The following is a 12540-nucleotide window of genomic DNA, read 5'->3' as shown; positions in this document are numbered from 1 at the left end:
GACGGTGAAGTGACTTTCCAGAACAGGACAACGCCCTGATGTCCGTGACCACCCTCTCCTCCCCCGCGCTGGCACAGCGGCAGCCGAACTGGCTGGTGCGCCTGTTCGACTACAAGCCGTTCCTGATCGTGATGTGCCTCGCGCCCGCGATCGGGCTGCTCGCGGTGTTCCTGACCTATCCGCTCGGCCTCGGCATCTGGCTCGCCTTCACCGACACCACGATCGGGCGGAGGGGCATCTTCGTTGGGCTGGATAATTTCCAATATCTGCTCTCCGATCCCCTGTGGTGGAATGCGGTATTCTACAGCATCGTCTACACGGCGATCGCGACCTTCGGGAAATTCGCGCTCGGCTTCTGGCTCGCACTGCTGCTCAACAACCATTTTCCGTTCAAGAGCCTCCTGCGCGCGATCATCCTGCTGCCCTGGATCGTGCCGACGGTGCTCTCGGCGCTGGCGTTCTGGTGGATCTACGATCCGCAATTCTCGATCATCTCCTATCTGCTGGTCGACGTGCTGCATTGGCGGACGAGCAATGTCGACTTCCTCGGCTCGCCCTGGCCGGCACGCTTCTCGTTGATCGCCGCCAATATCTGGCGCGGCATTCCCTTCGTCGCGATCTCGCTGCTGGCGGGACTGCAGACCATCTCGCCCTCGCTCTACGAGGCCGCCATGCTGGACGGCGCCAGCGCCTGGCAGCGCTTCCGCTACATCACCTTCCCGATGATGATGCCGATCCTCGCCATCGTCATGACCTTCTCGATCATCTTCACCTTCACCGACTTCCAGCTGGTCTACGCCATCACCCGCGGCGGCCCCGTCAACTCGACGCATCTGCTGGCGACGCTCGCCTTCCAGCGCGGCATCGCCGGCGGCGAGCTCGGCGAAGGCGCCGCGATCGCGGTGTCGATGATCCCGTTCCTGGTATTCGCGACGCTGTTTTCCTATTTCGGCCTGGCGCGCCGCAAATGGCAGCAGGGAGAGGCCAATGACTGATACCGTCGCGCAAGTGGCCGACGCCAAGGCCGCGCCCGACACCATGGCCTGGGATTCCGGGCTGCGCCGGCTGATGATGATCTATCTGCCGCTGGGCTGTTTCGTGCTGATCCTGCTGTTTCCGTTCTACTGGATGGCGATCACGTCGTTCAAGCCGAACGCGGAGCTGATGAACTACAAGGAGCACAACCCGTTCTGGATCTCCTCGCCGACGCTGGCGCACATCAAGCACCTGCTGTTCGACACCGACTATCCGCGCTGGCTGTGGACGACGATGCTGGTGGCGATCGGCGCGACCACGCTGTCGCTGGTCGCGAGCACGCTTGCGGCCTACGCGATCGAGCGCCTGCGCTTTCGCGGCAGCCCCTATGTCGGCCTTGGCATCTATCTCGCCTATCTCGTGCCGCCGTCGATCCTGTTCATCCCGCTCGCGACCGTGGTGGTGCAGTTCGGCCTGTTCGACTCACCGCTCGCGCTGATCCTGGTCTATCCGACATTCCTGGTGCCGTTCTGCACCTGGCTGTTGATCGGTTATTTCAAGTCGATCCCATACGAACTCGAGGAATGCGCGCTGGTCGACGGCGCGACGCGGCTTCAGATCCTGCGGCGGATCACGCTGCCGCTGGCGGTCCCCGGCCTGATCTCGGCGGGCATCTTCTCCTTCACGCTGTCCTGGAACGAGTTCATCTACGCGCTCGCGTTCATCCAGAGCGGCGCCAACAAGACCGTGCCGGTCGCGATCCTGACCGAGCTCGTCACCGGCGACGTCTACCAGTGGGGCGCACTGATGGCGGGCTCGCTGCTCGGCTCGCTGCCGGTCGCGATCTTCTACTCGCTGTTCGTGGATTACTACGTGTCCTCGCTCACCGGCGCGGTCAAGGAATAGCCGAGCCCTCTCCCGCAAGCGAGAGAGGGAGTGGACCGCCGTCGTGGCTTGCAAACTAACCCGACGGCACGATCACGACGTTCTTGTCCTTGGGCCAACGAACACGCCAGGCGAAATTGATGTCCTTGACCTCGCCGGGCTTGGCGTCGAACGACCATTCCAGCACGCCGCGCTTGTCGCGGACATCCTTTGCCGTGGGCGGCGTGGTCGTGGGCAGCATCTCGACCGCAATCTCGTCGTTCTCGCTGACCGGCAGCTGGTCCTCGATCGCGACGTGAATCGGGAAGTCGTGGCCGTTGCGGACAGTGGTCTTGAAGGCGCGCTCGTCGGTCTTCGAGGTCGTGACCAGGAGGCCGGCCGAGCCCTCGTTGCGCTTGAGCACCGCGCGCTCGATCTTGACCTTGTCGTCGGCGCCGAAGCCGAGCCGCACGATGTCGTCCTTGGCCGACGCGGAGAGCTTGCCCCGGCCGACGAAGATGCCGTCACGGTAGATCGCCACCTTGCCCGGCAGCAAGGTCGTGTCATCGGTCTGCTTGAAGCTGGCTTCGAGAAAGGCGGTCGGGTCCTGCACCGGCGCGGCGCGTACCGCGAGATCGGCGGGCACGCTCATCGAGGCGATGCGCAGGCTCTTGGCGCCCTCGGCGGCACCGAGACTGACGCGGCCGGGAATCGTGAAGGTGGCCTGGAAGGCGCCGATCTCGGCAACAGCTTGCTGTTCATCGGCACGCTGGGCTGGGAGATCGAATTCCTCCCTGCTTCGTGACGCCTCCATCTTCCGCAGCATCGGCGCCGCAGCCGGCATAGCCGTATCGGCGACCGAGCCCAGCGCGCGCGGCTTCGGCACCTGCGGATATTGCGCGACCAGCGAGCCCAGCTCCGGCGCGCTGCTGCCGCGGGCGATACGGACCGTGGAAACGCCGAGCGAGACGTTCGACCAGTCCTCGCCGGTCGACTGCGTCACCTCGGCACGGCGGACCAACTCGAGCTGCGGCTTGCGGTCCCTGGCGCCGGTGTCGAGCCTTGCGTCATAGAGCGGCAGCCAGCGCGCGTTGCGCACCGCGTAAGTGACGCGCAGCGTCGCCTTGGTCGCAGCCGCTGAGGCAACGTCGATCCGCACCTCGAGCTTGCTCGGCGGCTTGGCGGACCGCTCGGCCTCGAGCTGCGCGATCTGACGATCGATCTCGCGCTGTTTTCGCGAGGCATCACGGATCGCGGTATCGGCGGCCGCGACTTCCTCGGCGACTGCGGCAAAGGCCGCGCGCCACTCTGTGATCGGGCGGGCCTCGCCCTTATCGCCGAGGCCGGCGGGGGAGGCTTCGGCAAAGTGCTGCGCAAATTTGCGCCGGGCGGTCGCGGCATCGATCGCGCCTTGCTGGTCGGCGCGCTCGTCCTTGAGCGCCTCGATGCGCTTGTCGAGTTCGGGAAGATTGGCCGGCGGCGCCGCGCGCGGCGGCCGCGCATCGATGGTGCCGATGGTGAGCTTGGCGCCGGCCTCGCCCTCGACGCGGAGCGAGGACGGGTCAAGCGAGAGCGGAAAATCCCTGGCGACCAGCGTCGAGTCCCCGGAGGCGAGGTCGATCGCGATCACGCGGGTGACGGTGGCGCCATCGGGGTAGACGGTGACGGTGTCGATGGCCGATGTGGCATCCACATCGGCGGCCCATGAGGGTGAGACGAGCGCTGCGCTCACCAGGACCAGGCTCGTCGTCGCCAGACATCTTGCGATCGTGCACATCAAACTTCTCCCTGCCGATATCGCCGCGCCGCCAGCCGGACGCGCGAAAACATGCCACGCCATCGTCGTGAGACGCGGCAGGAGAGGAACCGGTTCGATTGGGGTTTCCGTTGGGCGCCGCTGCGGCAGCACCATGGCCGCGGAACGCGTCACCACGCCGCGGCACAACCCTGCCTAGCGGATCAACTGTCAGACTTGGCTGGGCGAACCCTGGCCGAAGATGCGCCGAAGCAGATCGGTCACGTTCTTGGCGCCCGCCTTCTTCAGAATGCTGGCACGATAGCCCTCGACCGTGCGTGCGCTCAGATGCATGCGACGGGCGACCTCCTTGTTGGTCAGGCCGGCGGCGAGATGTGCGAGCACGTCCCCTTCCCGCCCGGTCAGAGGCTCGCAACCGGGCAGCCAGCGCTGCCGACCGGAATCGGGCTGGACGGATTCGTCGATCGCGGCATCGATCCGGCCGACGACATCGTGCGTGCGGAACGGCTTCTCGATGAAGTCGGCCGCACCGTTCTTGATGGCGTCGACGGCCATGGCGATGCTGCCATTCGCCGACGTCACCAGCACCGGCGCCATGCAGTTTTCCTCGCGCAGGCGCTTGAGCACGTCGAGGGCGGAGCGGTCCGGCGGCATCTCCAGCAGCACGCAGGCCGGCATCCGCGCCTTGGCTTCCGACAGCAGCGATGCGCCGTCGGCAAAGCAGATCACTTCATAGGCGCTCTGCTGAAGCGCATTGGACAATTGTTCGCGGGAGGCGGCGTCGGTTTCAATGACGAATACCTCACCCTTGGAAAGCATGTTTCCCGGCATAATCCAGATCCAGCAATGTCTTGGTCAAATGATAAGAGACGGATCGGGGGCCTCATCGCGCCCCGCCGTCATCAGCACGGCATTCGCGCCGGTGCGTCGGTTGGTCCCTATGTAGGTTCCGTATTGTTCCATGTTTGACGAAATGGGACAGAAACTTTACATTTCGAGACATCTGCTGGAATGGCTGGTATGACCGATCTCATCCGCAGTGCAGCCCTGACTCATTATCCGGACGTTGCCCGGTCAGTCGGGCTCGACCCGAAACAGATGATGCGGAAGGCGCGACTCCCGCTGGCGTGCCTGGAGCAACCCGAGCTTCGAATCGCCGTCTCCGCCTTCCGGCGCCTGCTCGAAATGTCGGCAGCCGAGTCAGGCGCCCAAGATTTCGGCCTGCGGATGGCTAATCGCGGTGGCCTCACGAATCTCGGACCGGTCGCCCTCATCGTTCGCGAGCAACCGACCGTCGGAAAAGCGATTGAAGCGCTGGCCCGCTACATTCACATCCATCACGACGGTATGCGCCTGGATGTCAGGCGAAGCGGCAATACCGTCATGATCGCGCTGAACCTGCGCGGTCGTCACCCAAGCGCACTCAACCAGTCGATTGATCTGGGTCTGGCGACCGTCTACCGCGTCGTTCAAGTGCTTTGCGGCGACCATTGGCGGCCGGTCGAAATGCACTTCCGATATCCGGCTCCGCGCAACCGCGAGCGACACCAGGATTTCTTCGGCTGTCCTCTCGTCTTCAATTCAGAGGTCGATGCCGTGCTGCTGTCGGCCCACGACATGGACCGGCGGATTGCGAGTTCACATCCGCTGATGGCGAGTTATCTGCGCAAGCGCGTCGAGGAGATCGATACGCGCCCCGGAAGCTGGGAAGAGAAGGTCGACGAAGTCGTTCGATCGCTGCTCGATAGCGGCAATTGCACGGTCGAGCGCGTAGCCGAACATTTCTCGTGCACCCGACGCACCATCCACCGCCACCTCGCCGAATGCGGCACCAGCTTCTCGGCGATCCTCGATGCGCAGCGCGCCGATCTCGTGACGAAATTGATCGAGGATCATGATCGCCCGCTCGCAGCGATCGCAATCCAGCTCGGCTTCTCCGCCCAAAGCGCCATGGCCCGCTGGTTCCGCGGCCGCTTCGGCTGCACCATCACGGACTGGCGGCGGGGTGTGCGGCCACCGGCCGAGGCGCCGTCAGCCTCCGCGGCCTAGCTCACACTCGATCAGGCGTGCTCGAACGGGCCGACTTCACGGATGATCTTGCAAATCTGCAAGCGACCGCTGGCATAGAATTCGGCATGCCCTCGTTTCATCGCCTCGACATGCTCCGGATGAGTGCGCCAGGCTTCGAGTGCCTCCTCCGAAGCAAAGCGAAACACGGTCAATTCCTCGCCGTCGTCGGCCTTGAACGATTTGACCGACAGAAAGCCCGGAAGGCTGCTGACGATGTTGTACATGCGCTCGCCCAGTCGATCATACTCCTCGATCTGGACGCCATCTCGCAAATTCAGACTGCCAATCACAACGACTTCGCCGATCATCTTCGATCCAATCCTCAATCGCATGTCCGCGCCCGGCCAACGGCAGGCACAGCCCGAATGACAGTTTCGGATCGACGACGGCGCTTGTTACGCCGGCGGAAAAATCAGCGTGCCGAAGCCGGCACGCCCATGATGGCGAGTGCGCGCCGGGGATTGCCGGCGAGCAGCGGACCGAACGCGGCGGCGAAGCCGAGAAACGCGACAATCCAGCCGCAGGCCGCGATATGCAGCAGCGCATCGTTATGGGCCGGCAACAGCACGGCACCGACCCGGGCCAGCGCCGCGACGATGATCGCGACGTAGATTGCCTGAGTAGCGGGTGAGGCCGTCAGCGTCTGCCCGGTATGGCCAAGGCTCGCGCGCGTCATCACCGCGAGCGTCATGATTCCGGCAGCTCCCGTCATCCAGGCATGAATGCCCGCGCTCGGCGGCAGCAGACCGAAGCCGGCCAGGGCATTGAGGAGGAAGCCGAGCGGGATAAAGGCGTAGCCGACATGGAGGATCAGCAGCAGCCGTTCCCGCGCGGTGCGATCGCCGGCCCAGCGCGCGAGCCGCACCAGGTGCAAGATGCCGGCGAACGCCATCGCCACGCCGGTGATCATGTTCAGCGGCGTTACAGTCCACGCGATCAGCGCAAGCGCGCTCAGTCCGATCACCACGCCGTCAAACCGTCCGAACGGCACCGGCAATCGGCCGCCATTGAACTTGACCAGCCAGTTGCGGGTGAAACTCGGGATGATGCGGCCGCCGATCAGCGAGATCAGCAGCATGACCACGGAGATGCCCACGCGAATGCTGACATCCGCTGCGCCTTCGACATGCGCTTCGAGGTGGAAGGCGACATTGCCCGAGAGCAGCACCAGCACGAGCACCACGACAGGCAGGTTGCGCCAATTGCCGCCCGCGATGATCTCGCGGGTTGCGGCCGCCACGACCAGCGCCAGGAAGGCGGCGTCGATGACGAGCGCGAACGCCCAGCCGATCTCGGCGGACAGCATCACCGCGGCACGTCCGGCGAGCCAGACCACCAGCAGCGCGCCCAGCGACGTGCCCTGGATCGGCAGTCGCCCGGTCCAGTTGGGGATCGCCGTGAACAGAAACCCGGTGATGACAGCAGGCAGGAAGCCATAGAGCATTTCGTGAATGTGCCAATCCCGCGGCGCGAAGGCCGATGTGACCGACAATTCGCCGTAGAACATCGGCAGCCAGACCAGGATCGACAGTCCTGCCTGGATCGCGGCGAACAGGAAGAACGGCCGGAAGCTATTCGCAAACAGCGGCCAGCCCTGAAAATTACGGGATCGGGCACCAGCCATGGGCAACTCCTGTGAATTCGGACCGTTACCTGGAAAAATACTGCCGTCCGGCCGGCCGGTTTTGCGCTAACGCAAACTACCGGACGATTGCAGGTGCCATCACACTCCCTGATGCCAAGGAGGCGAAATGGCCAAGGTCGATACATCGCTGGTTGCGCATTTGCCGCTGTTCTCGGGCGTCAAGCCGGAAGATCTCGACGAAATCCTGCGCGAGGCCCGCTCGGCGCGCTTCCCCAAGAACACCGCCATTTTCGAGCAGGGCGCGGACGCACAATCCTTCTTCCTGCTGCTGCACGGCCATGTCCGCGCCGCCAAGACCACGCCGACCGGCGAACAGATCGTGGTGCGATATGTCGCGCCCGGCGAAACCTTCGGGCTCGCGATGGCGATCGGCACCGCGCGCTATCCGGCGACCGCGATGGCGGTCGACGACAGCGTCGCTCTGATCTGGCCGATCTCGGCCTGGCCGCGACTGATCGAGCGGTTTCCCGCGCTCGCCGCCAACACGATGCAAACCGTCGGCAAGCGGCTGCAGGAAAGCCACACGCGTATCCTGGAAATGTCGACGCAGCAGGTCGAGCAGCGCGTCGCGCACGCACTGCTGCGGCTCGCGAGCCAATCCGGCAAGAGGCTCGACCACGGCATCGAGATCGACTTCCCGATCAGCCGTCAGGACATCGCGCAGATGACCGGCACCACGCTGCATACCGTCAGCCGCATCCTCAGCGGCTGGGAGAACCAAGGCCTCGTCGAGAGCGGCCGCCAGCGCATCATCCTACGCGATCCGCACGGGATCGTCGTGCTGGCAGAGCGAACCCCGGACAGCGGTGCGGCGTAGAAGTAGAATGAGGGTCGAGAACGCTTCCGCTTACGGCGAAAGTCCGCGCTCGTTCGGGAGTTCGCGCGCGATCCGCGCGAACTGAAGCCCGCCTCACGCCGGTACGCAATCGCCCAGCGCGGCCAGGAATTCGTCGCGGTCGATGCCGTGCTCACCGCAGGCGTCGTCCACGGTGTGGAAAGTCGCGATCGGACAGCCGACACAGGCCATCCTGAAGGCGAGGAACACACGGATCGTGTGCGGCGCATTGCGCATGATGTCATCGACCAGATCGTCAGATCGGAAAGGCATGGACAACTCCGTTCCGCCGCGACGATAGCGGAGGCGACCGGAGTTTCTTTGTGGAAGCGCAAGCTGACGATGAACTACACCGCACGGCTGTGCAACTGCTTGACCGGATCCAGATGCGCGTCGAACGCGGCCGCGACGCTGCGGACCAGGAAGCGCGAATCGTTCGCGACGGCGAGACGGTCGCCGTCGAGCCTGACGACGCCGTCCGAGATCAGCGGCTTCAGCCGCGGCGCCGATTGCAGCATCGCAGCCGGCTCTGCGCCATGGCGCGCGCAGATATCGCCGAGATCGGCGCTGAACTCGCACATGATGCGCTCGATGATGTCGGCGCGCAGCCGGTCGTCGTCCGTGAGCCCATACCCCTTCACGGTAGCGAGACGGCCGTGCGCGATACTCTGCTGATAAGCCCCGATCTGCACGGCGTTCTGGACATAGCCCTGCGGCAGGTGTCCGATTGCGCTCGCGCCGAAGCCAAGCAGGACCTCGCCCTGATCGGTGGTATAGCCCTGGAAATTGCGCCGCAGCGTCCCCTGCTCGAACGCCACGGCCATGGCATCGTCGGGTCGCGCAAAATGGTCGAGGCCGATCTGCACATAGCCCGCCTCCTTCAGTGCGTTGGCGATCGCGCAGGCCTGATCGTGGCGCGCAAGGCCGTCGGGCAGATGCTCCTCACTGATCATGCGCTGGTGCTTCTTGAAGCTTGGCACATGCGCATAGCCGAACACCGAGAAGCGGGCCGGCATGAGCGCGAGCGAACGCCGCACCGTATCGAGGCAGGATGCGATGGTCTGATGCGGCAGACCATAGATCAGGTCGAAATTGAGTCTCTTGATCCCGGCCTGCCTGAGCATGTCGACGACCGCAGCTGTCTGCTCATAACTCTGCACCCGGTTGATCGCGCGCTGCACGACGGAATCGAAACTCTGCACGCCGAGGCTGACACGGTTGACGCCGGAGAGTCGCATGGCCTCGACCATCTCCGATGTCAGCGTGCGTGGGTCGATCTCGACCGCGATCTCGGCCGATGGCAGCACGAAGAAGGCGTGGCGCATCGCCGCCATCAACTCGGCAAAGGCCTCCGGCGCCATGATCGTCGGCGTGCCACCGCCGAAATGGATGTGCTCGACCTTGATGCGGCGGCCTATCGCGTCCGCGACCTGAGCAATCTCGCTGCGGAGCGTCCGCTGATAGGCCGCGATCAGCCCGTCGCGGCGGACGATCTGGGTGTGGCAGCCGCAGTACCAGCACATCTCGCGGCAGAACGGCACGTGCAGGTAAAGAGAGGCGCTGGCGTTGGAGGGGAGCTCGGACAGCCAGCGCGCGTAGGCGTCGGCACCGATCGCCGGCGAGAAGTGCGGCGCTGTCGGATAGCTCGTGTAGCGCGGCAATCTCTCTTCGCCGTAGCTCGCTGCGAGATCGGTCCTCATATCCTGCCCATTCGTAAATTGATGCCCTTGCGGCCGCGGCAACCTGCGGATGGCACTGGATTACCCGCTTTCACGCGGACCACCTTGCGCTTGCTCAAAGTCTGAGCGCTGGATTGGAGCCATTGTGACGTTCAATCATCGTCCCCTGGGAGATAGCTATGCCGTCGTTTGCACTCGATCTGGTTCTCTGGCTTGCCGGCATCCGCGGCCATATCCCGCGCTTCGACGACTTCCGTCCGGTTCCGGTCGCGCCTGCCCCCGGCGCAAATCATCTCGTACGCGTGCTGGCCATCGTCGCCGCCGTACTGGCCGTGGTGTCGCTTGCGGTCTGGGCTACCGTCTGGATTGCGATCGAGCTTCTTTAATCGCGCATCCAACCCTTCACGATCGACCGCAGCTGAACATGCGAACGATTTGCCGTTGACGCGGCTGATGCCGCACGCTGCGCCACCACCACGCCGACGGCATCGTTGGCACTTCGGTATACTTCCTAGGGATTTCACCGGAGGCCAATCAGGCCAAAGCTTGTCGCAGCGCAAACACGCTTGCCACAACAGGCGCACACTGCATCCGTCATTAAAACCCTGAAGGATGCTTTACGATGTTCACCCGCAGAGCCGCATTGATCAGCGCCGCCGCGACCGCTCTGATGCTCGCGACCCCCGCCATTGCCGCCAGCGACCTCAAGCTGCCGCGGCAGAAGGTCGATCTGGTCGCCCCGCCCTTCGTGCATGCCCACGAGCAGGCGACGACGCAGGGCCCCAAGATCATGGAATTCAAGATGACCATCGAGGAGAAGAAGGTGGTCATCGACGACAAGGGCACCACCTTCCAGGCGATGACCTTCAACGGCTCGATGCCGGGCCCGCTGATGGTCGTGCATGAAGGCGACTATGTCGAGCTGACGCTGGTCAATCCCGCGACCAACAGCATGCCGCACAACATCGACTTCCATTCCGCGACCGGCGCACTCGGCGGTGCCGAGCTCACGCTGATCAATCCCGGCGAGCAGGTCGTGCTGCGCTGGAAGGCGACGCGGACCGGCGTTTTCGTCTATCATTGCGCGCCGGGCGGCCCGATGATCCCCTGGCATGTCGTCTCCGGCATGAACGGCGCCGTGATGGTTCTGCCGCGCGATGGCCTCAACGACGGCAAGGGCCATGCGCTGAAATACGACAAGGTCTATTACATCGGCGAGCAGGACATGTATGTGCCGCGCGACGAGAAGGGCAATTTCAAGTCCTACGACTCGCCGGGCGAAGCCTTCACCGACACCGAAGAGGTGATGAAGAAGCTGATCCCGTCCCACGTCGTGTTCAACGGCAAGGTTGGCGCCCTCACCGGCAAGAACGCACTGACGGCCAAGGTCGGCGAGAACGTGCTGATCGTGCATTCCCAGGCCAACCGCGACAGCCGCCCGCACCTGATCGGCGGCCATGGCGACTATGTCTGGGAGACCGGCAAGTTCTCCAACCCGCCGGAGACCGGGCTCGAGACCTGGTTCATCCGCGGCGGCTCCGCGGGAGCTGCGATGTACAAGTTCCTGCAGCCCGGCATCTACGCCTATGTCACGCATAATCTGATCGAAGCCGCCGACCTCGGCGCCACCGCGCACTTCAAGGTCGAAGGCAAGTGGAACGACGATCTGATGACTCAGGTGAAGGCGCCTGCGGAGATACCGGCCCCCAATACCAACTAGACGCGACAAGGGGCCGGCCATCACCGGCCCCTTCTTCTTTCGGGGGAAAGACCATGCTGATCGCATTCAAGCTCAAACTGCTCCTCGCCTGTGCCGCCGGCTTCGCAGGACCGCTGGCTGTCGCACCGCTGGTCTCCGAGATGACGACGCACGGCCCGCAAGGCGAGCCAGCGATCGTCGAGATCGCCGCGGGCGACTTCGTCTATCGCGAGGCCGGCGATTTCACGCGCGCCGGGCAGCAGGCCGAGGCGCCGCTGCATAGGTTGCAATTCACGGGTGCGCTTCACATCATGCGCGAGCAGGTCTCCTCGGCCGACTACCAGCTCTGCGTGCAGGACGGCCAATGTCATCCGCTCGGTCGCGACGTCGCAATCGCGCCGGATCGCCCTGCAGTGCAGGTGAGCTGGCACGATGCGCAGGCCTATGCTGGCTGGCTGTCGCGCAGGACCGGCCACCGCTACCGCCTGCCGAGCGATGCGGAATGGGCCTTTGCGGCGGGCTCCCGGTTCAGGGACGACGGCGCGCCGGTCGACGCGAATGATCCGGCCAAGCGATGGATCAGCCGCTATGAGCGCGAATCCGAGCGCGATCTCGCCGACACCACGGCCTATCCGTTCGGCAAGTTCGGCCTGAACGAGCGCGGCGTGTCCGATCTCGCCGGCAATGTCTGGGAGTGGACGTCAACCTGCTTCGTGCGCTCGCGCGTCGATGCTTCTGGCAATGCCGGTCGACCGACGGTGAATTGCGGCGTGCGCGTCGCCGAGGGCGCGCACCGCGCTTATGTCACCGACTTCATCCGCGACGCCCGCGCCGGCGGCTGCGCGCAAGGCGTGCCGCCCGCCAATCTCGGCTTCCGCCTGGTGCGCGAGGAGCGGTCGTGGGTGGCGAGCGTGTCGGCAAGGTGGAGCAAGGTGTGGGCTGCGAGGTCGTAGCCACGTAGTCCGTCATTGCGAGCGAGCACGCCGAAACGCCAGCGATGGACCCGAGAAGGCGCGG

13 protein-coding genes are annotated in these 12540 nt (G+C 64.6%); 7 read left to right on the top strand and 6 right to left on the bottom strand.

Features of this window, described 5'->3' with window-relative positions; all coding sequences use genetic code 11:
• Positions 1-38: 38 nt before the first annotated feature.
• Together XH90_RS06090 and XH90_RS06085 are read left to right on the top strand one after the other, a co-directional pair.
• Positions 39-995 (top strand): carbohydrate ABC transporter permease, encoded by a 957-nt coding sequence (locus XH90_RS06090; protein WP_128962518.1) that lies wholly within the window; start codon positions 39-41, stop codon positions 993-995.
• Positions 988-1881 carry a carbohydrate ABC transporter permease gene (locus XH90_RS06085; RefSeq protein ID WP_194479685.1) on the top strand — a complete coding sequence of 298 codons (894 nt, stop codon included), beginning with the start codon at positions 988-990 and terminating at the stop codon, positions 1879-1881. Before XH90_RS06090 ends, XH90_RS06085 begins: the two co-directional genes overlap by 8 nt.
• 55 nt (positions 1882-1936) lie before the next feature.
• Here XH90_RS06085 and XH90_RS06080 read toward each other — a convergent pair whose 3' ends face one another.
• Both XH90_RS06080 and XH90_RS06075 read right to left on the bottom strand, forming a co-directional pair.
• Positions 1937-3616 (bottom strand): mucoidy inhibitor MuiA family protein, encoded by a 1680-nt coding sequence (locus XH90_RS06080; protein WP_194479684.1) that lies wholly within the window; start codon positions 3614-3616, stop codon positions 1937-1939.
• A gap of 189 nt (positions 3617-3805) precedes the next feature.
• On the bottom strand, positions 3806-4426 hold the full coding sequence (locus tag XH90_RS06075; protein ID WP_194479683.1) for a response regulator transcription factor: 621 nt from the start codon (positions 4424-4426) through the stop codon (positions 3806-3808).
• A gap of 189 nt (positions 4427-4615) precedes the next feature.
• On the opposite strand from XH90_RS06075, the gene XH90_RS06070 reads away from it, so the two are divergent.
• Positions 4616-5644, top strand: coding sequence for an AraC family transcriptional regulator (locus XH90_RS06070; RefSeq protein ID WP_194479682.1), 1029 nt, complete (start codon positions 4616-4618; stop codon positions 5642-5644).
• An 11-nt stretch (positions 5645-5655) separates the two neighbouring features.
• On the opposite strand, the gene XH90_RS06065 is transcribed toward XH90_RS06070, so the two are convergent.
• Both XH90_RS06065 and XH90_RS06060 read right to left on the bottom strand, forming a co-directional pair.
• Positions 5656-5973 (bottom strand): antibiotic biosynthesis monooxygenase, encoded by a 318-nt coding sequence (locus XH90_RS06065; RefSeq protein ID WP_194479681.1) that lies wholly within the window; start codon positions 5971-5973, stop codon positions 5656-5658.
• A 104-nt stretch (positions 5974-6077) separates the two neighbouring features.
• Positions 6078-7289 carry an NnrS family protein gene (locus XH90_RS06060; protein ID WP_194479680.1) on the bottom strand — a complete coding sequence of 404 codons (1212 nt, stop codon included), beginning with the start codon at positions 7287-7289 and terminating at the stop codon, positions 6078-6080.
• Between the two features lie 127 nt (positions 7290-7416).
• On the opposite strand from XH90_RS06060, the gene XH90_RS06055 reads away from it, so the two are divergent.
• Positions 7417-8127 (top strand): Crp/Fnr family transcriptional regulator, encoded by a 711-nt coding sequence (locus tag XH90_RS06055; protein ID WP_194479679.1) that lies wholly within the window; start codon positions 7417-7419, stop codon positions 8125-8127.
• 93 nt (positions 8128-8220) lie between these two features.
• On the opposite strand, the gene XH90_RS06050 is transcribed toward XH90_RS06055, so the two are convergent.
• Positions 8221-8418, bottom strand: coding sequence for a DUF1858 domain-containing protein (locus XH90_RS06050; protein WP_194479678.1), 198 nt, complete (start codon positions 8416-8418; stop codon positions 8221-8223).
• A gap of 74 nt (positions 8419-8492) precedes the next feature.
• Positions 8493-9845 carry an oxygen-independent coproporphyrinogen III oxidase gene (gene hemN, locus XH90_RS06045; RefSeq protein WP_194479677.1) on the bottom strand — a complete coding sequence of 451 codons (1353 nt, stop codon included), beginning with the start codon at positions 9843-9845 and terminating at the stop codon, positions 8493-8495.
• Between the two features lie 158 nt (positions 9846-10003).
• Here hemN and XH90_RS06040 point away from each other — a divergent pair, with 158 nt between their 5' ends.
• The 3 genes from XH90_RS06040 to XH90_RS06030 all read left to right on the top strand — a co-directional run bounded on the left by XH90_RS06040 (position 10004) and on the right by XH90_RS06030 (position 12476).
• Complete coding sequence (locus tag XH90_RS06040; RefSeq protein WP_194479676.1) at positions 10004-10210, top strand: hypothetical protein; 207 nt, start codon at positions 10004-10006, stop codon at positions 10208-10210.
• A gap of 236 nt (positions 10211-10446) precedes the next feature.
• Positions 10447-11544 carry a copper-containing nitrite reductase gene (gene nirK, locus XH90_RS06035; RefSeq protein ID WP_194479675.1) on the top strand — a complete coding sequence of 366 codons (1098 nt, stop codon included), beginning with the start codon at positions 10447-10449 and terminating at the stop codon, positions 11542-11544.
• A 53-nt stretch (positions 11545-11597) separates the two neighbouring features.
• The gene (locus XH90_RS06030) at positions 11598-12476 is read left to right on the top strand and encodes an SUMF1/EgtB/PvdO family nonheme iron enzyme (RefSeq protein ID WP_194479674.1); all 879 of its coding nucleotides are present in this window, start codon (positions 11598-11600) and stop codon (positions 12474-12476) included.
• The last annotated feature ends 64 nt before the right edge of the window (positions 12477-12540 follow it).

It is taken from the genome of Bradyrhizobium sp. CCBAU 53338, assembly GCF_015291665.1.
Lineage (GTDB): Bacteria > Pseudomonadota > Alphaproteobacteria > Rhizobiales > Xanthobacteraceae > Bradyrhizobium.
This window is presented reverse-complemented; position numbering and strand designations above follow the sequence as displayed.

Coding starts and splice junctions, on each gene's coding strand:
- XH90_RS06090 (WP_128962518.1), top strand. CDS start 39: ATGTCCGTGACCACCCTCTCCTCCCCCGCGCTGGCACAGCGGCAGCCG.
- XH90_RS06085 (WP_194479685.1), top strand. CDS start 988: ATGACTGATACCGTCGCGCAAGTGGCCGACGCCAAGGCCGCGCCCGAC.
- XH90_RS06080 (WP_194479684.1), bottom strand. CDS start 3,616: ATGTGCACGATCGCAAGATGTCTGGCGACGACGAGCCTGGTCCTGGTG.
- XH90_RS06075 (WP_194479683.1), bottom strand. CDS start 4,426: ATGCCGGGAAACATGCTTTCCAAGGGTGAGGTATTCGTCATTGAAACC.
- XH90_RS06070 (WP_194479682.1), top strand. CDS start 4,616: ATGACCGATCTCATCCGCAGTGCAGCCCTGACTCATTATCCGGACGTT.
- XH90_RS06065 (WP_194479681.1), bottom strand. CDS start 5,973: ATGATCGGCGAAGTCGTTGTGATTGGCAGTCTGAATTTGCGAGATGGC.
- XH90_RS06060 (WP_194479680.1), bottom strand. CDS start 7,289: ATGGCTGGTGCCCGATCCCGTAATTTTCAGGGCTGGCCGCTGTTTGCG.
- XH90_RS06055 (WP_194479679.1), top strand. CDS start 7,417: ATGGCCAAGGTCGATACATCGCTGGTTGCGCATTTGCCGCTGTTCTCG.
- XH90_RS06050 (WP_194479678.1), bottom strand. CDS start 8,418: ATGCCTTTCCGATCTGACGATCTGGTCGATGACATCATGCGCAATGCG.
- hemN (WP_194479677.1), bottom strand. CDS start 9,845: ATGAGGACCGATCTCGCAGCGAGCTACGGCGAAGAGAGATTGCCGCGC.
- XH90_RS06040 (WP_194479676.1), top strand. CDS start 10,004: ATGCCGTCGTTTGCACTCGATCTGGTTCTCTGGCTTGCCGGCATCCGC.
- nirK (WP_194479675.1), top strand. CDS start 10,447: ATGTTCACCCGCAGAGCCGCATTGATCAGCGCCGCCGCGACCGCTCTG.
- XH90_RS06030 (WP_194479674.1), top strand. CDS start 11,598: ATGCTGATCGCATTCAAGCTCAAACTGCTCCTCGCCTGTGCCGCCGGC.